Origin of the sequence: Dactylosporangium sp. NPDC051485 (assembly GCF_040682015.1) — a bacterium.
Classification (GTDB): domain Bacteria; phylum Actinomycetota; class Actinomycetes; order Mycobacteriales; family Micromonosporaceae; genus Dactylosporangium.
In genome coordinates this window covers 25,085-46,568 of record NZ_JBFAZW010000018.1, presented here as the reverse complement: position 1 = coordinate 46,568, position 21,484 = coordinate 25,085, and the positions used below count along the sequence as shown (strand labels likewise).

Below are 21,484 nucleotides of genomic sequence, written 5' to 3'. Positions count from 1 at the left end.
GGCGAATCGGGCACAAGCCTCACAAGGATCGGGCGCAAGCCTCAGAAGGGGAGGCGCGGACCCGCCTTGAGGACCCCGGAGGGCAGCTCCCGGCCCACGATCCCCTGCGCCAGCTGGGCGGCCTCCAGCAGGGCTTTGAGGTCAATGCCCGTGTCGTACCCCATGTCGTGCAGCATGTGCACCACCTCCTCGGTGGCCACGTTGCCGGTCGCCCCCGGCGCGTAGGGGCACCCGCCGAGCCCGCCGACGCTGGCGTCGAACTCGGTGATCCCGAGCCGCAGGGCGGTGAGGATGTTGGCCAGCGCCGTGCCGCGGGTGTTGTGGAAGTGCAGCAGCAGGGGCAGGTCGGGGTGCCGGTCGCGGACCAGCCCGACGACCTCCTCGACCCGCCGGGGCGTGCCCATGCCGGTGGTGTCGCCGAACGCGACCCGGTCAGCGCCGTCGGCCACGACCCGGTCGACGATGCCGGCCACCCGGGCGGGGTCGACGTCACCCTCGAAGGGACACCCGAACGAGGTCGAGATGATCACCTCGGCGCTCGCCCCGGCGTCGTGCAGCAGGGCGATGAGGCCGGCGATGTCGTCGAGGGACTCGGCGGTCGAACGGTTGACGTTGCGCCGGTTGTGGGTGTCGGAGGCGGAGACGACCACCTCGATCTCGGTGAAGCCGGCGGCCAGCGCCCGCTCGGCGCCCTTCGAGTTGGGGACCAGGGCCGAGTAGCGCACGGCGGGGTTCTTGGTCGCGCGTTGCCACACCTCGGCGGCGTCCGCCATCTGGGGGATCGCCTTCGGGTGCACGAACGAGACGGCTTCTATCCGCCGTACACCCGTCGAGGAAAGGGCGTCGAGCAGCCGCACCTTGTCGTCGGCCGGCACGGGGTCCTCGTTCTGCAGGCCGTCACGCGGCCCGACCTCGCGGATCGAGATCTCGGTCATCGCATCCTGCCCACAATGCCCGTGTCGTAGTCGCCCGAGACGAACTCGGGATGGTCCAGCAGCTCGGCGAAGAACGGCAGGTTGACCTTGGGCCCGGCGATCTCGAACCCGGCCACCGCGGCGCGCAGCCGGGCCAGCGCCTCGGCCCGGTCGGCGCCGTGCACGATCAGCTTCGCCATCAGCGAGTCGTAGCTGGGGGTGACCGTGGTGCCGGCCGCATACCCGGCGTCGACCCGCACGCCGTCGCCGGCCGGCTCGACCCAGGTCGTGATCGCGCCCGGCCCCGGCAGGAACCGCTTCGGGTCCTCGGCGTTGACCCGCACCTCGATCGCGTGGCCGGTGACCGTCAGCGCGGCGGGGTCGAAGCTCGGCGCCAGCCCGGAGGCGACCCGCAGCTGCTCCTCGACCAGGTCCACGCCGAACACGGCCTCGGTGACCGGGTGCTCGACCTGCAGCCGGGTGTTCATCTCCAGGAAGAAGAACTCGTCGCCGACCGGGTCGAACAGGCACTCGACGGTGCCGGCGTTGCGGTATCCGACCGCCTCCCCGGCCCGCACGGCCGCCGCGAGCAGGGCGGCCCGCCGGGGCGGCGTGAGCGCGGGCGACGGCGTCTCCTCGACCAGTTTCTGGTTGCGCCGCTGCACGGAGCACTCGCGTTCGCCGAGCGCCACGACCCGCCCGTCGTGCAGACCCAGGATTTGTACCTCGATGTGCCGGACCCGCGGGAAGTAGCGCTCGATGAGCACGGAGCCGTCGCCGAACATCCGCTCGGCGAACCCGCGCACCGTGTCGTACTGCTTGCGCAGCCCTTCGGCGTCCTCGGCGACCGCCATGCCCATGCCCCCGCCGCCGGCCGCCGCCTTGACCATCACCGGGAAGCCGATCTCGGCCGCGGCCTTCAGCGCCTCGTCCGTCGTGCGGGCCGGCTCCTGGCTCCCGGGCGCCACCGGCACCCCCGCCGCCGCCATGAGGTTGCGCGCGTTGATCTTGTCGCCCATGGCCTCGATCGCGTCCGGCCCCGGCCCGACCCAGATCAGCCCGTGGTTGATCACCTCGGCCGCGAACGCCGCATTCTCCGACAGGAACCCGTACCCGGGGTGGATGGCCTCCGCCCCCGTCGACTTCGCCGCGTCGAGGATCACCCGGGCGTTACGATAGGACTGCGCGGGGTTCGCCGGCCCGATTTCGACGGCCTCGTCGGCCTCGGCCACGAACGGCAGCCCGGCGTCCGCGTCGGAATACACCGCGATCGTGCGAATCCCCAGGCGGCGCGCCGTGCGGATGATCCGCCGGGCGATCTCCCCGCGGTTGGCGACGAGCAACGAACTGAGCATTCGGCCGTCTCTCCTGTGGATAACTCTGTGGGTAGGAATGCGGGCGGCCTGTGGATAACCCTGTTGACGCCCGCGAATGGTCACCCCCGCAGCGCGGATAGGGTCGCCGCGCGCAGCAATTCGGCCCGGCGCGTCCGGTCGACCTCGCCACCGAGGAACGGCGTCGAGTTCATGAGGCCGAACGCCGCGTGGGCCAGGACCCGGGCCTCCCCGTCGGTGAGCTCGCCCTCCCGCAGCGCGGTCAGCGTGCCGACCCACTCCTCGACGTAGAGGCGCTGCAGCCGCCGGATCTGCCGGCGCGGCTCCTCCGGCAGCCGGTCGAGCTCGTGCAGGTGCAGGGCGATGACCGCCGGGTTGGCCAGGGCGAACTCGACGTGGAAGTCGACCAGCGCGGCCAGCGCCGCCGCCGGGTCCTCGCCGGCCTCGGCGATGCGGGCCTTGCCGCCGGTCAGCAACTGCTCGCTGACCGGGATGAGGGCGGCGGCGAGCATCGCCTCCTTGCCCTTGAAGTGGTGATACAGCGCCGGCCCGGTGACCCCGGCGGCCGCGCCGATGTCGTCCATCGAGACACCGTGATACCCGCGCGTGGCGAACAGCCCCACGGCGATCTCGAGAATTTCGTCGCGCCGCGACCGCCGCCGTGGCGGGCGGCCCCCCTCCGCTTCGGCGGACTGGTCGCCCGCCTGGGCGGCCTGCGCACCACCCGCCGACGCCGCGCCGGCACCGGCGGGCCCGGAGCCGCGGGACTGGGTCGGCGGGCGGACGGCTTGCTGTTCGAGCGTCATGGGGAAAGCCTAACCTGGTGTCAAGCCATGGACTGAACGCTCGTTAAGTAAATCACGACCGATTGTTACGTCCAACCCGACCCCTCCGATCTGCGCGCCGAACGCTTCCCGCGGCGCGCTTCCGGGCCCGGCGCTGCGCTACCGCGAAACCCGCCGCCGCAAACAAACTCCTTGCCCCGGCGGGCCATCACCCAGCCGGTGACGGGCGACCGGAGAACACGCGGACCGGACGAGCGCGCCCAGGCATCGCGGCAGGCGGACCGGTGTGAAAGGCCGACCGCGAGCGTAACGGTGGAGGGCGGGCCCACGGAGCAGAACTGCCCCTGGACAGGCCCCGACGGGGTCCCTCGGCCGGGGCGATCGCGCCAGCCCGACCGGAGGACCGGGGCGATCTCGGCAGCCCGACCGGAGGACCGGGGCGATCGCGGCAGCCCGACCGGAGGAGCAGAGGGCGCCGCTGGTGGTCCCGCGGCGGCCGACCCGGATGAACAGCCCGGGGCGGCCCGCAACGACTGCGCACTGCCTCAGGTGCGCGCCCTTACTGCTGCAGGTACGCGCCGCGGATCTGCTCGGCCTCCTCCGCGCGGCCCTGGGCCTCCAGCGACTCGGCGAGCATCCAGGCCGTGTTCTGCTCGATCCGGGACCCACGCGGCGCCACGCCCAGCACCCCCCGCAGCCGGGTCTCGGCGCCGGCCGGGTCGCCCAGGCGCATGAGGCACTCGGCGTGCAGGAAGTCGGCGTCCAGGGCCTCGCCGAGGGCGCCGATCAGGCGCAGGGCCTGGCTGGCGATCTCGCAGCGGTGGGCGGCGTCGGCGGGGCGGCCGTCGCCGATGTAGACGCGGGCGGCATCGCAGCCGAGCATCGCCTTCTGCCAGATCAGCCAGGGCTCGTCGCGGTGGGCGGTGGTCTCGAACTGGCGGACCAGCGCGTCGGCCTCGTCGACGGCGGCGACCGCGGCCGGCAGGTCGCCGGCCCAGCGCAGTGAGAGGGCGCGCATGCGCCGGCAGTGCAGCTCCGACAGCATGTTGCCGCAGGACTTGAAGACGTCGGCGGCGGCCGTGAACCGCTCGGCGGCCTCGGCGTCGCGATCCATGTCGTAGAGGACCTGCCCGGTCTCCTGCAGCATCCGGCCCCGGGCGTGCGGGTCGTCGTAGTCCTCCAGGCCGGCCGCGAGCCCTTCCAGCAGCCCGAGCGCCTGCTCGGCCTCGCCGAGCTCCCGGTAGATCCGCGACAGCAGATAGCGCACCCGGTCGGCCTGCTCCTGGGCCCCGGCCCGGTCGAAGACGTCGAGGGCGCTCTCCCCCGCCTCGGCCGCGTCCAGCGCCAGCCCGGCCTGCAGGTAGCCGGCGGCGAGGTCGTGGCGCACCAGCGCGGCCGGGATGTCCTCGCCGTGCGAGACGTGGTCGGCCACCGCCTCGACCAGGTCGTCGACCGCCTCGGCGGCGCGGCCCCAGGCCAGCCGGGCCCGGCCCCGCCCGACCAGCGCGTTGAGCCGCAGCGTGCGCTCGACGTCGAGGCCGAGCGCGATGTCGAACGAGGCGACCGACTCGTCGTAGCGCTCGAGATTGCCCAGCGCGTGCCCGCGGATCACCGCCGGGATGGCCGCCGGCGGCGGGTTGCCGAGCGCCGCGTAGTGCTCCAGGGCCTGCCCGGCGGCGACCTCCGCCTCCTCGTACTCCTCGAGGATCATGAACACCCGGGCCCGCCGACCGGCGAGCTCGGCCAGCAGCGTGGGCTTCTGCGGTCCCTCGGCGACGGCCGCGTCGACCGCGGCGAGCGCGTCGGCGGGCCGCTCCAGCCGCAGCAGCGCCCACTCGGGCCGCAGCCGCGCCTCGGCCCGCGTGTCGGCGTCGGCGTCGGGGTGGGCGACGATCCGCTCGGTGAGGGCGGTGAGGTCGGCGAGCATCGCGTCGTCGGCGTCGCGGCACAGGACGGCCCGCGCCTCGGCCTCGAGGGCCTTGAGCTGCGCGCCGAGCGCCCGATGAGCGGCGGCGACCTCCTGGAACAGCGCGCGGGCGGCCGGCCCGCCGTCGTCGCGGATCGCGGCCAGGCGGGCCTGGCCCTCCAGCCGCCGCGCCGCCATGTCGGCCGGCGGGTCGGGCAGCAGCTCGTCGAAGCGCTCGAACGCGGCCGTCGCCGCCTCGATCCGGTGCTCGTCGTAGAGCTCCCAGGCCCGCTCCAGCAGCGCGGCCGGGTCGTCGGGCAGCGGGGGCAGCTCGGCCCGGACGAGGTCGGCGGCCGCGGGCGAGCCGACGGTGCCGGGCCAGCCGGGCCGCCGCTCGGCCAGGTGCCGGGCGTCGGCGCTCAGCGGCAGTTGGTCGATCAGGGGGGCCGCGGCCAGGGTGGCCTCGGTCCGCCGGGACACCGCGGCGTTGCCGTTGCGCTCGTCGAACTTGGCGGCCCACTCGCGGGCCCGGGCGGCCAGCCGCGCGCCGAGCTCGCCGGCGGTCGCGTCGCCGGCGGGCAGCCCGGGCTCGACGCGGCTCAGCAGGAGCGCCGCCGCGGCCGCGAACTGCATCTCGGCCTGCGGGGTGGGGGCCCGGTCCAGCCAGGGCAGGTGCCGCTGGACCAGCTCCAGGCCGCGGGTCTCGTTGCCGGTGCGGGCGCAGAACTCGACGTGGTCGGCGATGCTCTGCAGGTCGGCGATGTTGCCGCGCAGCCGCCGGTAGGCCTTGCGGTGCGCGTCGACCGCCTCGTCGAGCCGGCCGGTCCGCACGAACGGCACCAGGAGCGACGTCAGGATCGACTGCGGCTGCTCGATGCAGGTCAGCTGCCCGGCGAGCACCGGCCCGGCAATTGCCAGCGCCTCCTCGTCGCGCCCCCGGGTGACGAGGTGGTCGACCTTCGCGCCCGGGTCGCAGCCGGCGCAGTCGGAGTTGCGGTCGCGGGGCGCGGCGCACCACTTCGCATACCAGTCCTCGGCCGACGGATCTTCGAGGTGCGCGGCCACCACGTAGCGGTAGGCGTAGACGGCGTGCAGGCTGTGGCCGCCGGCCCGGAAGCGCCGCTCCATGTCGTCGAGCACGTCGTGGGTGCGGGCCAGCGGCACGGCCGGGAACTTCAGCAGGCCGTTGACCATGTACTTGAAGTGCCACAGCAGCGTGTGCTCGTCGTCGGCGTCGAAGCGCTCGGGATGCTTGTCGTACTCGGACCGGCACCAGGAGAACGTGACGAACGAGCGGGCCGGCTCACCGCCGTGGACGTATGCCGTGGTGGCGAACATCCGGGAGGCGAGCCGCAGCTGCTCGTGCCCCCCGGCGTCGGCGTGGGCCATGACCTGCTCGACGAGCGCGATCTGGGCCGCGCCGTAGGGCATGTGATACGCATCCCGCAGCAGCGACCACAGCTCTTCTTCACTCTTCATGACCGACCGCCCTGTTGAGGAGACCGAGGAACGAGCCGTTGAGCAGCGCGGCATCCGCCGGCCGCAGGGGATGGTGGCCGAGCAGCAGGGCCTGGCCGTAGAGCCCCTCGACCGCCAGCCGGACCAGCTGGGGGTCGGGGATCTCGGTGACCCGCCGCACGAGCGGGTTGCGGTAGTTGAGGACCAGCTGGGGGCGGTCCTGCTCGTCGGTGCGGGCGAGCGCGTCGAGCACGTCGGCCCACACGTCGTCGGCCCGCTCGCGGGTGGCCCGCAGTTCGGCCGCGAACGAGGCCGAGCGGCTGGTCAGATACATCGCCGGGAGCCCGGCCGGGTCGAAGACGCGCAGCACGACCTCGCAGCCGAGGCGGTCGAGGGCGCGCTGGGCCATCTGCAGGAACGGCCGCTTGGCCAGCTCCACGCCCGGGTCGAGCCCCTCGAAGGCGGTGCTGAGGTCGCCGGGCTCGATCCGCTCGATGAGGGCGCCCGGCTCGACCTGCGGCAGCCGCTCGACGATCTCGGTGTCGTAGATGTAGCCGGCGTTGACCAGCGGGATGCCCTGCGCGGCGGTGACGGCGCCGATCTGACGGAACTCGTCGACCTGGGCGGTGTAGCGGACCAGGCCGTGCTGGGCCCGGAACTCGGCCAGGGTCATCCGCCCGGCGTTGGTCTCCATCGGCCACCAGCGCTCGACCAGCCGCAGCATCTCGTCGTCGTGCAGGGCGAGCGCCTTGACCCCGAGGTGGTGGACCTCGAGGAACTCGCCGAGCCGCTGCGGGCTGCGCCCGGCCAGCCGGACCAGCCAGCCGCGCAGCTGGTCGCCGAGGGCCTCCCGGGTCGACTCCAGCAGCGCGTCCTCGTAGAGGGCCTCGCGGCTGGCGGTGGGGCGAAGCTCGCTGGTGTCGATGACGCAACGGGCGAAGAACGCCCACGGCGGCAGGACCCCCTCGGCGCCCTCGGCCAGGAGCATGCGCTTGAGGTAGACGCGGTGACCGGCGCGGGCCGCCGGGCTGGTCGGCGTCGGGAGCACGAACGCGACCCCGGTGAGGCCGGCCTCCGGCACCGCCAGGTCGACGACGTCGAAGGGGACGAACCCGAAGACCTCGCGGCAGTATTCGACGAGGCGCTCCCGCCGGCCCTCGGCACCGCCCTGCCAGGGCGGCCCGTCGCCGCTGACCGCCCGGCCGGCGATGTCGACCCGGAACGGCAGCAGCGAACCGTAGAGGCCGGCGAGCTCGGTGACGGTGTCGCGGCGCAGCCACTCCCCGGCGTCGCGGCGCGGGACGAGGGTCACCGTGGTGCCGACGTCGGCGCGCTCCTGACCCTCGGTGGTCACCGAATAGCGGCCGTCGGCGAAGCCGCGCCACAGCACCGCCGGGGCGCCTTCGGCCCGGGTCAGCACCCGGATCTCGTCGGCGACCAGGAAGCAGGAGAGCAGGCCGATGCCGAACTGGCCGAGGAAGTCGTGCCGGGCGAAGCCGAAGTCGTCGCGCTTGGAGCTTCGCCCGATGGTGGCCAGGAACTGGTGCACCTGCTCCTCGGTGAGCCCGATGCCGGTGTCGTGCACCCGCAGCGTGCCGTCGCCGGTGACGTCGGGCGGCTCGATGCGGATCGCGGCCCGCGCGCCCTGGTCGTGCGCCCGCCGGGCGGTGATCGCATCGACGGCGTTCTGCAACAGCTCCCGGATGTATACGCGGGGGCTCGCGTAGAGGTGGTGACTGAGGAGATCGACAACGCCGCGGAGGTCAACTTGGAACGTCCGGTCCACGCGGGCAACCTACCGCGTGCGTACGACATTTCCCGCCCCGGTTTCCGCTCCCGGGCGATCCACTATCTTCGGCGAGGTGAATCTTCGCGCCGCGGCGGACAGCCTGACCGGTCTCTCCGTGGGGGACGCGCTCGGCGCGCCGTTCGAGATGCGTCCACCGATGGGTGACGAGGCCGCGTTCGTGCCGCCGCCGGCGCCGTGGCGCTGGACGGACGACACCGAGATGGCCTGCGCGCTGCTGCGGGTGGCGCAGCGGGGCGGCCGGGTCGACCAGGACGAGCTGGCGCGGGCGTTCGCGCTGCACTGCAGCGACGACCGCGGCTACGGCCGGGGCGCGAGGATCCTGCTGGCCAGCATGCGCGAGGGGGTGCCGTGGCGGGCCGCGGCCGGTGCGTTGTTCGCCGGGCGGGGCTCGGCCGGCAACGGGGCGGCGATGCGGGTGGCCCCGCTGGGCGCGCTGTTCGGCGCCGATCCTGACACCGCGGCCCGGGAGGCGGCGCTGTCCGCCGAGGTGACCCACCGGCATCCGGAGGGCGTGGCGGGGGCCGTGGCCGTGGCGCTGGCGGCCGCGTTCGCCGCTTCCCGCGGTACCGCTGCCGGGTCCGGCTTGTTGCGAAGCGTCCTGAACCAGTTGCCGCCGTCGGATGTGCGCGACGGCATCGGCCGGGCCACCCGCATCGCCCCCGGCACCGACCCCGGCGAGGCCGCCGCCGACCTCGGCAACGGCTCGCACGCGCTGGCCCAGGACACGGTGCCCTTCGCGCTGTGGGTGGCGGCGGCCCACTTCGAGGACTACCCCGCGGCGATCGAGGCGTGCGTGCGGGCCGGCGGCGACGTCGACTCGACGTGCGCGATCGTCGGGGGGATCGTCGCGGTCAACGTCGGGGAGGCCGGCATTCCGCGCGATTGGATCGACGCCCGCGAACCGCTGCCGGAATGGTTCCACAAGCCGTAATCACGGTACGTGAGCATTGGGGGTTCGCGCAGGCGAATGCTATATATTGACCGTCACGACGGTCAGGTGGCGGGTGATATCGGGCATGAGCTGCAGGGGGGCATGATCGAACCACACTCGTCATCCGTGGCGAATGAAGGATTTTCGGCGTCGGCAGGGGTAACAATGTGCTCATGTCAGACCCTGCCGCGACCTATCGACTCGGTATCGTGTCGACCTATCTGCCGCGCCAATGCGGTCTCGCGACCTACACCGCGGACCTGCGCGAGGCACTGGGTGTCGCCACCGACGATCTGGAAACAGTCGTCGTGGCCATCGACCGTGACGGGCTCTCCTACGGCGACGAGGTCGTCGCCACCATCAACCAGGACCGCATCGAGGACTACTCCGCGGCGGCCCGCGTCCTGCGCGAGGCCGGCGTCCAGGTCGTGCTGATCCAGCACGAGTACGGGATCTTCGGCGGGCCGGACGGCTCGCACCTGCTCGAGCTCACCCGCGCGCTCAACGCGTGCGGCATCCCGTACCTGCTGACGCTGCACACCGTGCTGCCGAAGCCCTCGCCGGGCCAGGCGGCGACGCTGCGCGCGCTGTGCGCCCGGGCGGCCCGGGTGACGGTGTTCACCGAGACCGCCCGCCGGGTCGCGATCCGCACCGGCGTTGCCGCGGGCCACCAGCTCGTCGTCGTGCCGCACGGCGCGCCCGAGGCGATGCGCCGCCCGCCTGAGCCGGCGACGCTGCGGCCCGAGCTGCGCGAGCTGCTGGACAAGGTGCGGGGCAAGCCGACGCTGACCACGTTCGGCCTGCTCGGCAAGGGCAAGGGCATCGACATCGCGATCGACGCGCTGGCCGAGGTGGTCCAGAAGAACCCCGACATCCAGTACATCGTGGCGGGCACGACGCACCCGGAGATCAAGCGGCAGGAGGGTGAGGTCTACCGCGAGAGCCTGCAGGCGCAGGTCCGCTCGCTCGGCCTGGCCGGCAGCGTGCACTTCGTCGACGCGTTCCTGGCGCTGGACGAGCTGTCGGCGATCCTGCACGCCAGCACGTTGTTCGTCACGCCGTACCGTCAACCGGAGCAGATCTGCTCGGGCGCCCTCACCTTCGCGCTGGGCGCCGGGCTGCCCGCGGTGTCGACCTCCTACAGCTACGCCGAGGACATGCTGGCCGGCGGGGCCGGGCGGGTGGTGCCGATCGGCGACGGCGGCGCGCTCGCGGCCGAGATCATCGACCTGCTCACCGACACCCGGGCGCTGGCCGCGGCCAAGGCGGTCGCCGAGTCGTGCGCGTCCTGGCTGCCCTGGCCGGCGGTGGCCGCCCGGGAGGCCGACCTGTTCGCCGACGTGGTGCGCCAGGCCCAGGCCGCCTCGGCCGGCCCCGGCCACGCGACGGCGGCCGCGCCGCTGCTCAACCTCGATCACCTGGACCGGATGACCGACGAGATCGGCGTCATCCAGTTCTCCCGCGGGCCGAACCCGGACCCGTCGTCGGGGTACTGCGTCGACGACGTGGCCCGGCTGTCCATCGTCGCCGCCGACCTGCTCGCCGTCGGCACCGACGCCAAGCAGACGGCGCTGGCCACCCGGTGGCTGCGGCAGTCGATGCGCTTCCTGACCGCCGCTTACGACCCGTCCGGGGCGATGCACAACGTGCTCAGCTACGGCGGCACCTGGCAGGACTGGCCGCACTCGGGCGACCACGTCGGGCGCACGGTGTGGGCGCTGGGGGTGCTGGTGGGCACCCCGGCGGTGCCCGACGACATCAGGCGCCCGGCCGCGGCCCTGCTCGACGAGCTCGGCCCGCGCACCGACGCGCTGCCCGCCGTCGGCCTGCGCTCCTGCGCCTACGCGCTCATCGGCCTGGCCCGGGCCGGGCGGATGGAGCAGGCCGTGCCGCTGCTGACCCGGCTCGACGAGGCGCTGGTGGAGACCTCGGCGGCCGACCCGGGCTGGCGCTGGTTCGAGCCGGAGCTCACCTACGACAACGCCCGCCTGCCGCAGGCCTTGCTGCTCGGGGCGGCGCTGCTGCAGGACGACGACGCGGTCGCCCGGGCGGTGGCCGCCCTCGACTGGTACGTGCAGCACGTGGGCCTGGCCGACGGCACCCTGCGCTGCGTGGGCAACCGCTGGCACCGCCGGGGCGAGTCGCCGGCGCTGTGGCTGGCCGACGACGGCGACGAGCAGCCGATCGACGCCGCCGCGGTCACCGAGGCGCTGGTCGACGCCTGGCAGCACACCGCGGACCCGCACCTGGCCCGGCTGGCCGGCTGGAGCTACGCGTGGTTCCTGGGGCGCAACCGCGCCGGTGCCCGGCTCTACGTGGACGCCACCGGCGCGTGCCACGACGGTTTGTCTGCTACTGAGCCAAATGGGAACCAAGGCGCCGAGTCCACGCTAGCCTATTACCAAGCGCTCCTCAGCCTGCTCCGGGCCGGTTTGGCCGCGTTGCCGCACCCTGTGGCGGCCACGACCCCGGTTCCCACCTCCCTGCCGGTAGCCACGCTCTCCAAGCCCACGAACAAGGGTCGCGTGGTCGGCCGGGCGTCGGCGGGGTTCAGCGCGACCGCCACACCGCCCCGTCTGCGCACCACGGAGGACCATTCCGATGCATTTTGACGCGGAGCTCTTCCACCGGGACGCGAACAATCCCCTGCTCACAGCGGGGGACTGGCCGTACCCGATCAACAGCGTCTTCAACCCGGGCGCCTGCCTGCACAACGGCGACACGGTCCTGCTCTGCCGGATCGAGGATCGCCGGGGCATCTCCCACCTGACCGTCGCCCGGAGCAAGGACGGCCGGACCAACTGGGTCGTCGAGGGCAAGCCGCTCATCGCCGACGACCCGACCGATGCGCACAGCTGCTGGGGCGTGGAGGACCCGCGGGTCACCTACGTCGAGGAGCTGGGCGCCTACGTGATCGCCTACACGGCGTACGGGCCGGGCGGCCCCTGCGTCGCGCTCGCGCGGACCGAGGACTTCCTGTCGGTGGAGCCCCTCGGCGTCGTGATGCCGCCCGAGGACAAGAACGCGTCGCTGCTGCCGCGCATGATCAACGGGCAGTACGTGCTCTTCCACCGGCCGGTGTCGGTGCTGTCCGCCCGCGCCGACGTGTGGCTGTCCAAGTCCACGGACCTGCGCTCGTGGACGACGCCCGAGCCGGTGATGCAGGCGCGCTCCGGCCCGTGGTGGGACTCCACCCGGATCGGCATGGGGCCGCCGCCGATCGAGACGCCGCACGGCTGGCTCGCCGTGTACCACGGCGTCAAGGCGATGGTGGCCACCTCCATCTACCGGGTCGGCCTGGTGATGCTCGACCTCGACGACCCCACGAAGGTCATCCGGCGCACGCCGAGCTGGGTGCTGGGGCCCGACGCCGAGTACGAGCGGGTCGGCGACGTGCCCAACGTGGTGTTCCCGGCGGGCATCATCCACGATGAGGCCCGCGACGAGCTGCGCATGTACTACGGCGCGGCGGACCTCACCGTGGCGATGGCGAGCGCCAAGTACTCCGAGGTCGTGGACTACCTGGTCTCGCTCCCAGCCGAAGACGAGTAGGACGAAAACGGGAAGGGGACCTCCGCTACCTCGGCGAGGTCCCCTTCGCCACCGGCACGCGGACCAGGTTGCCCCACTCCGTCCACGAGCCGTCGTAGTTACGCACGTGCCGGTAACCCAGCAGGTGGGTCAGCACGAACCAGGTGTGCGACGAGCGTTCGCCGATGCGGCAGTACGCCACGACGTCGTCGTCCGGCGCCAGCCCGAGCTCGCCGGCGTAGATCGCGCGCAGTTCGTCGGCCGGCTTGAACGTGCCGTTGTCGCGGGCGGCCTGCCTCCACGGCTTGCTCACCGCGCCCGGGATGTGGCCGCCGCGCAGCGCGCCCTCCTGCGGATAGTCGGGCATGTGCAGCAGCTCGCCGGAGTACTCACCCGGCGAGCGCACGTCGACCAGCGGCCGGTCCGCGGCGATGTGGGCGAGCACGTCCTCGCGGAACGCCCGGATGGGCGCGTCGTCGCGGGTGACGACCGGGTACTTCGTCGCCTCCCGCACCGGCACGTCCCTCGTCATGGGCCGCCCCTCGGCCGCCCACTTGGCCCGGCCGCCGTCGAGGATGCGCAGGTCACGGTGGCCGAACAGGGTGAACACCCACAGCGCGTAGGTGGCCCACCAGTTGAAGTTGTCGCCGTAGAAGACGACCGTGTCGTCGGGCCCGATGCCCTTCGCCGAGCACAGCGTGGCGAAGCCCTCGGCGTCGAGGTAGTCGCGGGTGACCTGGTCGTTGAGCTCGGTGTGCCAGTCGACCTTGACCGCGCCGGGAATGTGGCCCGTGCCGTAGAGCAGGACGTCCTCGTCGGACTCGACCACGACCAGCCCCGGCTCGCCGAGGTGCTCGGCCAGCCAGCCGGTGGTGACGAGCCGCTCCGGGTCTGCGTAGGCGCCTAGCTCGGGCGCCGGATCGGAACTCACAGCCATACCTTCGAGCCTAGTGACGCTATTCGGTGAGCGGGGCCAGCTCCGGGCGCTTGGCGGTGACCATGTCGCCGGAGGAGCGCCCGGTCAGCCTGCGTTTCACCCACGGCGCCAGGTGCCGGGTCGCCCACTTGGCGTCGGCCGCCTTGCGCGACATCCAGGACAGCTCCTCCGGCGGGGCCGGCGCGGCCAGCCAGTCCGGGTCGCAGGTCACGCCGAGCGCGGTCATCACCTGGCCGGCGACGCGGCGGTGGCCGGCCGCGGACAGGTGCAGGCGGTCGGGGGCCCACAGCCGCGGGTTGGCGAACTCCGGGTCGTCCCACAGGCTCACCACGTGGGCGCCGTGCTTCGCGCCGACCGCGGCGATGGCGCCGTTGAACTGCTCGACTCGGGGGCGCAGCATCTTGCCACCCGGCATCCGGCCGGTCATGTCGACCCAGCAGAAGAGCACGACGTCGGCGCCGGTGGCGCGCAGCTTCTCGATCGTGCGGTCGAAGCGGTCGGCCACCACCTGCGGGTCGAAGGAGCGGCGCAGGGCGTCGTTGCCGCCGCCGGCGAAGCTGACCAGGTCCGGCTTCATCGCGACGGCCAGGGGCACCTGCTCGGCGACGATGTTGTCGAAGAGGCGTCCGCGCACGGCGAGGTTGGCGTACCTGAAGGCCGGCTCGCCGCGGGCCAGCGAGCCGGCCACCAGGTCGGCCCAGCCGCGATAGCCGCGCCCGTCCGGGCGTTGGTCGTCGAGGCCCTCAGTGAAGCTGTCGCCCACTGCCACAAAGCTTCCCCAGCGTCCCACGTCGGTGCTCCCCCCGGTCGGTCCGTCCCCGTTCGGCATCCTCGCAGCCGGTTCAGGACCGGGAAAGCGACTTTGGCCCAGACCACACCACCATCCCTCAAGTGACGAATCTCACTCGGCAAAAGGCTGGCTAGAGTCGACGGATGATCCTCGTGCCGTACCACCTGGACGAACGTCTGCACGGGCTCGAGGCCGACCTGCCGGCCCCGCCCGGCGACGAGGTCACCGCCGAGCTGCCCGACGGCGACGTCTGGGCCCGGCTGGCCGTCCTCTACGACCGGGTCGCGGACCGGGTGGCCGCGCGGGTGGCGGCCGGCGATCGGCCCGTGGTCGTGTCCGGCGACTGCACCGTGTCGCTCGGGACCGTGGCCGGCCTGCAGCGGGCCGGTGTGAACCCGTCGGTGGTGTGGTTCGACGCGCACGGCGATGTGCAGTCGCCGGAGACGACGACGTCGGGGTACATCGGCGGCATGCCCCTGCGCCTGCTGGTCGGGCACCGTCCCGATCTCATCGCCGACCGCCTCGGGCTGCGGCCGGTGCCGGAGGAGCGCGCGGTGCTGGTGGACGCGCGGGATCTCGACCCGGCCGAGGTCGACTACCTTGCCGGGGCGAGGCTCGTGCGGTACGACATCGAAGCTCTGGAAATCCCCGAAGGCCCACTGCTGGTGCACGTGGACCTCGACGTCGTGGATCCTCGCGAGGTGCCGGGGGTACTCTTCCCGGTCAACGGCGGGCCCACCGGCCCGGCGGTCGTGGCGGCGGTCGACCGGCTGATCGCCACCGGCCGGGTCGTGGCGATGGACGTCGCGTGCACATGGCGCCCAGACGGCGGCAACGCACAGCGGCGCGACCTGGTCGCCGCCCTTACTGAGGGACTTTAAAGGAAACCTACAGAGTTTCCAACCGTGCGTGGTCAAGGAATAGCGCAGCGTACTGAACCCCTGGCATTGCGTGTACCAAATGGCCGAACGCGGGACCCACGAATCGCTTAACTAGGGAATATTGGTACCCGTGAGAGGACGCCATCGGGCGACAGACCTGCGTAGCAACGGGTTCGTCGCCCTCGCGGCCGGCATGGTCCTTCCCCTCCTCGCCATCGGTGGCGTCTACGGCGGATATCGGGTCATGTCGACGTCCGGCTGCTCGGGGACGGTGCGCCTCGCCGTCGCCGCCAGCCCGGAGATCGCGCCGGTGATCAAGGACGCCGCGGCCCGGTGGGTCAAGACCGAGCCGCGGGTCGACAACGAATGCGTCGCGGTCGACGTGACCGCAGTCGGATCGGCGGAGGTCGCGGCCGCCGTGGCCGGCGAAGGCGGCGCCACGGTGCCCGGGCTCGGCCAGGCCGACGGCAAGACCCAGGTGCCCCAGGTCTGGATTCCCGACTCCTCCATGTGGCTGCAGCGGATGCGCGCCGCCCGCGGGGACCTGGTCCCGCAGGCCGCGCTGTCGCTGGCCCGCAGCCCGATCGTGCTGGCCGTGCCGGAGCCGACGGCGAAGGCGCTGGGCTGGATCGAGAACAACGTGACCTGGAAGCAGGTCCTGGAGCAGATCGTCGGCGACACCCGGGTCCAGCCGGGCATCGTCGACCCCAACCGCGACTCCGTGGGCGTGTCGACGCTGGTGGCCATGGCCTCGGTGCGCGACCAGTTCGGGCCCAGCGGCGACTCGCTGACCGTCGGCGCCGTGAAGTCGCTGATGGCGGGCAAGTCGGAGCAGCAGACCGGCCTCGTCGGGCGGTTTCCCCGCGACGCCGACCCGAAGACGCTCTCCACCGCGGTAACCCTGGCGCCGCTGTCGGAGCAGGCGCTGCACACCTACAACGCGGCCGGCCCCGCGGTGCCGCTCATCGCCGTGTACCCCGATCCGGCCCCCATCGCGCTGGACTTCCCCTTCGCGGCCATGCCCCGGCTCTCGCCCAACCGGGCCGCGGCCGCCGAGCAGTTCCGCACCATGCTCTCCGGCGCGTCGTTCCGCGACATGCTGGCCCAGCACCAGCTGCGGGCCAACGACGGCTCGGTCGGCACGGGGATGACGCTGAGCCCCAGCGCCCCGGTCGGCGGCCAGGTCACGCCGGTGCCGGACGCCGCGGTGATCTCCAAGGCCCTGCAGATGTGGGTCGAGATCACGCAGCCGTCGCGGATGCTCGCCGTCGTCGACGTGTCCGCGACGATGAAGACGCCGGTGCCGACCGCCGGCGGGCTGACCAAGGAACAGGTTGCCGTCCAGGCCGCGCAGGGCGGCCTGGACCTGTTTCCGGACTCGTGGGCCGTCGGGCTGTGGGCCTTCTCCACCGGCATGCCGGGCGGCCACCACTACCAGGAGCTCGTCCCGATCGGCCCGCTGACCTCGCAGCGCGACCAGCTGCGCGGCGCGATCGGCGGGCTCAAGCCCAATCCCAAGGGCGGCACCGGGCTCTACGCTACGATCCTCGCGGCGTACCAGACGGTCCAGCAGGGCTGGGACCCCGGCCGCGGCAACTCGGTCGTGGTGATCACCGGCGGGCGGAACAACGACCCGACCGGGCCGTCGCTCGACGAGCTGGTCGCCGCGTTGAAGAAGACCGAGAACAAGGACCAACCGGTGCAGCTCATCATCATCGGCGTCGGCGCCGAGGTGGACCAGGCGGAGATGCAGAAGGTCGTCGACGCCACGGGCGGCGCGGTCTTCGTCGCGCCCGACCCCTCGAAGATCGGCGAGATCTTCACGAAGGCGCTCGCGCTGGGCGACGGGCGCTGACGTTGCGCCTCGATCTCGTTCCCGCGCTGTCGAAGCCCGAACTGCTCGCCGCGCCGGTCGTCGACGCCCTGTCGAAGCTGCCCGACGCCGACGCGATCCAGGTCGCGCCCATCGACCCCGAGCTCGCCGACACCGCCGCGTTCTGCGAGGCGTACGACGTGACCCTCGAACAGTCCGCGAACTGCGTCATCGTGCTGGGCAAGCCGGCCGGGGTCTACGCCGCCTGCGTCGTGCTGGCCACCACCAGGGCCGACGTGAACGGCGCCGTGCGGCGGCTCCTCGCCACGCGCAAGGCCAGCTTCGCGCCGATGGACGACGCCGTCGGGATCTCCGGGATGCAGTACGGCGGAATCACCCCCATCGGGCTGCCGTCCGACTGGCCGGTGTACGTCGATTCGCGCGTCCTCGCCGTGCCGTCCGCGGTCATCGGCAGCGGCATCCGGGGCAGCAAGATCGTGCTGCCCGGCGCGCTGATCGCGTCACTGCCCGGCGCCACCGTGATCGAGAACCTGGCGCTTGAGTCGCTGTAGGATCGCCGTCCCGCCCCTCACCCGCAGCGGGCTGATCGCATGCGCGAGGCCCATGCGCTGGTAAAGGTCGCCCGGCACCCCCAGGACCTGCTCGGCCGTCGCACCCTCGAGCCCCTCGGCCAGGATGCCGGCGAACGCGCGGGTCGTCGGGGCCTCCGGCGGGCAGTCGAAGAACAGCTCCACGGTGCCCTGCGGGGTCACGTCGGCCTTCAGGAAGAACGGCGTCTGGCACTCGGGCACCTGCTCCATGCCGGCATGGCCCTCGAGCTCCGGCGGGAGCGGCCGCACCGCCTCGGAGTACTCCAGCAGCATTTCCAGCACCACGTCTCGCGGCGCCGACGCGAACTCGTCGACGATCAGCGCGAGCTTCTCTGGCATCTCCACACTGTTAACGTACCGCCGCGCCGTACCCCGTTGCGGATGTCGTCATGTGTTGGGTTCGGCCTTACTGATCCCACCCAGCACCGAGTCGGGATCGATCTCCTCGGCCAGGTCGCCGATCGAGACAATGCCGACCAGGCCGTTGCTGTCGTCGCAGACCAGGACCCGCCGGACGGCCTGGTCGCGCATGAGCAGCGCCACGGATTGGATGGAGTCCTCGGGACGCACGGTCACGAGGTTCTTGCTGAGGATCTCGCCGATCGTCGTGGCCGCCGGGTCGCACCGCTCGGCCACCGCCCGCACGACGATGTCACGGTCGGTGACCAGCCCGGAGAGCTCGGGCCCGTCGGCCACCACCACATCGCCGATGTCCTGCTCGCGCATGGTCCGCGCGGCCTCGGCCAGGGTGGCCTCACTGGGCAGGTACACCACGTTCGTGGTCATCACGTCCCGGACCGTCTGCATCGCCATTGACTTGACCTCCCGCCATCCGATGCGCACCTGTTACCCACCGTGCCGATGCCTTAACGATCATGCAGTTGGCTCCGGCTCGACAGCGGGCTAGCAACCCGGCGCAACTACACCCCGTGACGAGACAGACGAGCGGCATAGTCAGCGCCCAGGCTCCGTGGTGCCGGAGACCGGCAAAAACGATCGAAACGCCACAACGGCCACGAGGACCAGCAGGATCCGGGCGCCGCGGACGGCGAGCAAACCTCTGTTCACGCCGTCGTCGGTGGCCGCCGTCCACGGTGCAAGGCATCGACCCAGTGGTGGGACCGCAGCTCAGCCGGCGGGCTGAGGACCCGCTCGGCTCGTTGTTAAATATGTGTAGATGCGTCGCAACCGAATCCGGAGAGCATGGTGCTGAGCGGTGAGTCGCCGGATCGACAACATTGTCCTAGCCATCGCTGCGCTGCTGCTCTCCGGCACCGTCGTCGTCTTCGTTGTGCACAGTTTCAGCCGCGACGACGCTGCGGCGCGGGATCCGCGTGCCTACCCCATCTCCGTAACGACAGTCTCGCTCGACGAGGCGCTACGGCGCGCGGCGTTCACATTGCCGAACTGCGTCGAGTCCGGCCTTCGATACGCTCTCGTCGATAACGGATTCGGGTACTACTACACGATCCTGCTACAACTGGAAGCACCCGAGGACTGCATCAACGAGTTCATCGCCGTGAACTACCTAGTGGATCTCCCGCAGCATTCGCGCCTCGGAGGGGCGGAGACCGAGAAGGCCGTGTCCAACCGCAGCGCCTGGATGGACAGCAAGCCAGTTCGGGACATCGGGTGGGAGCTCGGCAGCGACAAGTCCTTCCAGGAGTTCAGCGCCGGCAACGACAAGGGCTACTCCATGACGGCGCTCGCCCAGCATCTCGCTGGCACGTCCAGCGTTCGCGTGTACGCCTACGCCTCCCATGGCGGGTGACGGGACGCCCGGCTGAGGCAACCTCGACGACTTGGACGGCCAAGCAGCTGCGCGCCCTCGCCGGGCAGCACGGCGGCGAGCCGGACCCGCGCGCCCTGGTGTTCACCACACGCACCGGCAGTGTCCCGCGCCGGTCGAACTTCCGGCGGCAGGTGTGGCACCCCACGCTCGTGCAGGCCGGTCTGCTCGGCGAGGTGGTGGAGAGCGGCCCCCACGACTTCCGGGCAGTCTGGCGCGGCAAGGACGGTATCGAGTGGAGCAGGGAGTTCACCACCCGACGCAATGCCGTGGCCCACGTCGCGGAGGTGACGCACGGCGGGCTGCGATTCCACGACCTGCGGCACTCCTACGCCACATGGCTCGTGCCGTCCGGCGTGCCGGTCAACATCGCTCAACGGGTGCTCGGCCACCAGAGCGCATCGACTACTCTAAACGTCTACACGCACGCGCCGGGTGATCACCTCGACCGCGCACGGGAGGCGTTCAGCGACCCCGCTGACGATTCGCTGACGACGGACCGGGAAACCGACTGATACCGGACAGCCGAGCACACGAAAGGCCAGCCCGCGACATGCGGGCTGGCCTGCTCATAGAGCACTAGTGGAAGCGAGGGGACTCGAACCCCTAACGCGCCAGGCCGTCCAAAGATCACCCAACCCGGACGGATAATGCCGCTGAGCAGGGCGAGCGCTGTCATCGATTGCCGTCGCTTGACAGCGCTCGCCAACCTCAGCCTTACCGGATTCTTACCCGATGATCTTGTTAACCACGATCCGGGGACCCTGGTCGCACCTCGGCTAGGCCGCGATCGCTCTAACGAGCTCGACGATCGCCGCGACGGCTCCAGCGATCGCAGTTGCGGCACCGACGATCAAGCGCCAGGCAGGCTCGCTCGACCTCCGCGGCTCCTCCGAGTCGGACTGGTCGCCCCCGTCCACCGGTTCACGGTCGGGTGAGATGCTGCCTTCACCCAACGCAGTAACATTGTCCGCGCCGAGCGCACTTGGTACCTTCATCCTGTCTCCGGGTTCAGTGAATGGCTTCACGTGGGATTTGGAGCACCTGCGGCACCCGGCTGGACCCCGGGTGCCGCAATTCGTTCTGGTGCACTGTGACACCGGAACGTGAAACATGGTCCGCCCCGCGCACCCGCCGACGCAAGTCAAACGCCGAACCCGACACGTTTGTGTCACGCGTCTCAAGAGGTAGACGCACATCGTGGAGTGGTCTTCGCAGGTGAAGGCACATAAACCCGGATCGCGGCTCACGTTCATCGATACTTCAGTCGTCCAGCTGTAGGAGATGGCAGATCTCCAGCCCCTCCGTGTACCCGTCGTCCACCCTTCTGGGAACGGGCCGGCGACGGGGGCCGCCAAGCGTGGTCGCGGACGTCGCTGGCCGTACTCACGAGGGCAGCCCGCGTCGCCGGCCCGTTGGCTTTGCCTGGACTGCGGGGATGCGGAGGGGCGCCCACCGGAACCCCGAGGCCCCCGGCTGGAGGCCCCGCCGGAGGCAAAGAGCGTGACTACCGGAGATGCTGACAGGGAGCGCAGCGACCGGTGTCTGACGGGAGCGACGGTCGTGCGCCCCGACGAACCGGAGTCAAAAGCTGCTGGACCGGCATCGGTCGTGAGCTGATCAAGCTTCTCTCAAGAGCACTCTGCGCGGCCCGCGGGCGGCTTCCTGGCCGGCGGGGTTCCGGCGCCAGCGCGGAGCGCGGGCGCCGCTTGCCCGCCGGGCCGGTGACCGCCTGCGGGCTGCACCGAAGGCGACTTGATCTGGTACAGGCAAACTCGGCAGTGTTCAGTTGGATCAGTTGGATGCAGGTTCGATCTTGTACCAGGACCTGATGAACGTCCGTCTAGAGCTCGGACAACAGGCGCACCGGCCTGTGATGGCCGCGTACGACGTTGACTCGATGGATTGACGTCTCGGCAACCGGGGGAGAGCCCAGATGGAGACAGGACACAATTCCGAGAAAGATCCTCGAACCCCTTCCCATCAGAACGCAT

The 21,484-nt window shown here is 71.8% G+C and carries 17 protein-coding genes; 8 read left to right on the top strand and 9 right to left on the bottom strand.

From position 1 onward, the window contains the following. Window positions 1–41 precede the first annotated feature (41 nt). From AB0M46_RS12995 to AB0M46_RS12975, 5 genes are all read right to left on the bottom strand, one after another. On the bottom strand, window positions 42–935 hold the full coding sequence (locus tag AB0M46_RS12995; RefSeq protein ID WP_363335445.1) for a hydroxymethylglutaryl-CoA lyase: 894 nt from the start codon (window positions 933–935) through the stop codon (window positions 42–44). After that, window positions 932–2,269 (bottom strand): biotin carboxylase N-terminal domain-containing protein, encoded by a 1,338-nt coding sequence (locus AB0M46_RS12990; protein ID WP_363335443.1) that lies wholly within the window; start codon window positions 2,267–2,269, stop codon window positions 932–934. The genes AB0M46_RS12995 and AB0M46_RS12990 overlap by 4 nt, the downstream gene beginning before the upstream one ends. A gap of 80 nt (window positions 2,270–2,349) precedes the next feature. Next, complete coding sequence (locus AB0M46_RS12985) at window positions 2,350–3,054, bottom strand: TetR/AcrR family transcriptional regulator (RefSeq protein ID WP_363335441.1); 705 nt, start codon at window positions 3,052–3,054, stop codon at window positions 2,350–2,352. Between the two features lie 538 nt (window positions 3,055–3,592). After that, on the bottom strand, window positions 3,593–6,418 hold the full coding sequence (locus AB0M46_RS12980; RefSeq protein WP_363335439.1) for a hypothetical protein: 2,826 nt from the start codon (window positions 6,416–6,418) through the stop codon (window positions 3,593–3,595). Next, a complete protein-coding gene (locus AB0M46_RS12975) occupies window positions 6,408–8,183 on the bottom strand; it encodes an HSP90 family protein (protein WP_363335437.1) in 1,776 nt (591 codons plus the stop codon). Before AB0M46_RS12975 ends, AB0M46_RS12980 begins: the two co-directional genes overlap by 11 nt. Window positions 8,184–8,259: 76 nt before the next feature. Here AB0M46_RS12975 and AB0M46_RS12970 point away from each other — a divergent pair, with 76 nt between their 5' ends. The 3 genes from AB0M46_RS12970 (at window position 8,260) to AB0M46_RS12960 (ending at window position 12,690) form a co-directional block, all read left to right on the top strand. Continuing rightward, window positions 8,260–9,138, top strand: a complete 879-nt coding sequence (locus AB0M46_RS12970) for an ADP-ribosylglycohydrolase family protein (protein WP_363335435.1) — start codon at window positions 8,260–8,262, stop codon at window positions 9,136–9,138. A 173-nt stretch (window positions 9,139–9,311) separates the two neighbouring features. Beyond that, window positions 9,312–11,750 (top strand): glycosyltransferase, encoded by a 2,439-nt coding sequence (locus AB0M46_RS12965; protein WP_363335434.1) that lies wholly within the window; start codon window positions 9,312–9,314, stop codon window positions 11,748–11,750. Then, entirely contained in the window at window positions 11,740–12,690 is a 951-nt protein-coding gene (locus AB0M46_RS12960) for a hypothetical protein (protein ID WP_363335432.1), read from the top strand. Before AB0M46_RS12965 ends, AB0M46_RS12960 begins: the two co-directional genes overlap by 11 nt. Window positions 12,691–12,715: 25 nt before the next feature. Here AB0M46_RS12960 and AB0M46_RS12955 read toward each other — a convergent pair whose 3' ends face one another. Next, complete coding sequence (locus tag AB0M46_RS12955; protein WP_363335430.1) at window positions 12,716–13,606, bottom strand: sulfurtransferase; 891 nt, start codon at window positions 13,604–13,606, stop codon at window positions 12,716–12,718. A 19-nt stretch (window positions 13,607–13,625) separates the two neighbouring features. After that, window positions 13,626–14,396, bottom strand: a complete 771-nt coding sequence (locus AB0M46_RS12950; protein WP_363335428.1) for an SGNH/GDSL hydrolase family protein — start codon at window positions 14,394–14,396, stop codon at window positions 13,626–13,628. 143 nt (window positions 14,397–14,539) lie between these two features. Here AB0M46_RS12950 and AB0M46_RS12945 point away from each other — a divergent pair, with 143 nt between their 5' ends. The 3 genes from AB0M46_RS12945 (at window position 14,540) to AB0M46_RS12935 (ending at window position 17,662) form a co-directional block, all read left to right on the top strand. Beyond that, on the top strand, window positions 14,540–15,277 hold the full coding sequence (locus AB0M46_RS12945) for an arginase family protein (RefSeq protein ID WP_363335426.1): 738 nt from the start codon (window positions 14,540–14,542) through the stop codon (window positions 15,275–15,277). Window positions 15,278–15,407: 130 nt separating this feature from the next. Beyond that, window positions 15,408–17,132 (top strand): substrate-binding domain-containing protein, encoded by a 1,725-nt coding sequence (locus AB0M46_RS12940; protein WP_363335424.1) that lies wholly within the window; start codon window positions 15,408–15,410, stop codon window positions 17,130–17,132. Beyond that, the gene (locus tag AB0M46_RS12935) at window positions 17,129–17,662 is read left to right on the top strand and encodes a YbaK/EbsC family protein (RefSeq protein WP_363335570.1); all 534 of its coding nucleotides are present in this window, start codon (window positions 17,129–17,131) and stop codon (window positions 17,660–17,662) included. The genes AB0M46_RS12940 and AB0M46_RS12935 overlap by 4 nt, the downstream gene beginning before the upstream one ends. Here the strand turns inward: AB0M46_RS12935 and AB0M46_RS12930 are convergent. Further along, on the bottom strand, window positions 17,612–18,040 hold the full coding sequence (locus tag AB0M46_RS12930) for a SufE family protein (RefSeq protein ID WP_363335422.1): 429 nt from the start codon (window positions 18,038–18,040) through the stop codon (window positions 17,612–17,614). The genes AB0M46_RS12935 and AB0M46_RS12930 overlap by 51 nt on opposite strands. 48 nt (window positions 18,041–18,088) lie before the next feature. Further along, a complete protein-coding gene (locus AB0M46_RS12925) occupies window positions 18,089–18,514 on the bottom strand; it encodes a CBS domain-containing protein (RefSeq protein ID WP_363335421.1) in 426 nt (141 codons plus the stop codon). Between the two features lie 403 nt (window positions 18,515–18,917). Here AB0M46_RS12925 and AB0M46_RS12920 point away from each other — a divergent pair, with 403 nt between their 5' ends. Both AB0M46_RS12920 and AB0M46_RS12915 read left to right on the top strand, forming a co-directional pair. Further along, window positions 18,918–19,472 (top strand): hypothetical protein, encoded by a 555-nt coding sequence (locus AB0M46_RS12920; protein WP_363335420.1) that lies wholly within the window; start codon window positions 18,918–18,920, stop codon window positions 19,470–19,472. Next, on the top strand, window positions 19,469–20,005 hold the full coding sequence (locus AB0M46_RS12915; RefSeq protein ID WP_363335418.1) for a tyrosine-type recombinase/integrase: 537 nt from the start codon (window positions 19,469–19,471) through the stop codon (window positions 20,003–20,005). The genes AB0M46_RS12920 and AB0M46_RS12915 overlap by 4 nt, the downstream gene beginning before the upstream one ends. The last annotated feature ends 1,479 nt before the right edge of the window (window positions 20,006–21,484 follow it).

What these genes read in the sequence shown, in the direction of transcription:
- AB0M46_RS12930 (WP_363335422.1), bottom strand. Translation starts at nt 18,040, where the DNA reads ATGCCAGAGAAGCTCGCGCTGATCGTCGACGAGTTCGCGTCGGCGCCG.
- AB0M46_RS12985 (WP_363335441.1), bottom strand. Translation starts at nt 3,054, where the DNA reads ATGACGCTCGAACAGCAAGCCGTCCGCCCGCCGACCCAGTCCCGCGGC.
- AB0M46_RS12925 (WP_363335421.1), bottom strand. Translation starts at nt 18,514, where the DNA reads ATGGCGATGCAGACGGTCCGGGACGTGATGACCACGAACGTGGTGTAC.
- AB0M46_RS12990 (WP_363335443.1), bottom strand. Translation starts at nt 2,269, where the DNA reads ATGCTCAGTTCGTTGCTCGTCGCCAACCGCGGGGAGATCGCCCGGCGG.
- AB0M46_RS12980 (WP_363335439.1), bottom strand. Translation starts at nt 6,418, where the DNA reads ATGAAGAGTGAAGAAGAGCTGTGGTCGCTGCTGCGGGATGCGTATCAC.
- AB0M46_RS12995 (WP_363335445.1), bottom strand. Translation starts at nt 935, where the DNA reads ATGACCGAGATCTCGATCCGCGAGGTCGGGCCGCGTGACGGCCTGCAG.
- AB0M46_RS12945 (WP_363335426.1), top strand. Translation starts at nt 14,540, where the DNA reads ATGATCCTCGTGCCGTACCACCTGGACGAACGTCTGCACGGGCTCGAG.
- AB0M46_RS12965 (WP_363335434.1), top strand. Translation starts at nt 9,312, where the DNA reads ATGTCAGACCCTGCCGCGACCTATCGACTCGGTATCGTGTCGACCTAT.
- AB0M46_RS12960 (WP_363335432.1), top strand. Translation starts at nt 11,740, where the DNA reads ATGCATTTTGACGCGGAGCTCTTCCACCGGGACGCGAACAATCCCCTG.
- AB0M46_RS12955 (WP_363335430.1), bottom strand. Translation starts at nt 13,606, where the DNA reads ATGGCTGTGAGTTCCGATCCGGCGCCCGAGCTAGGCGCCTACGCAGAC.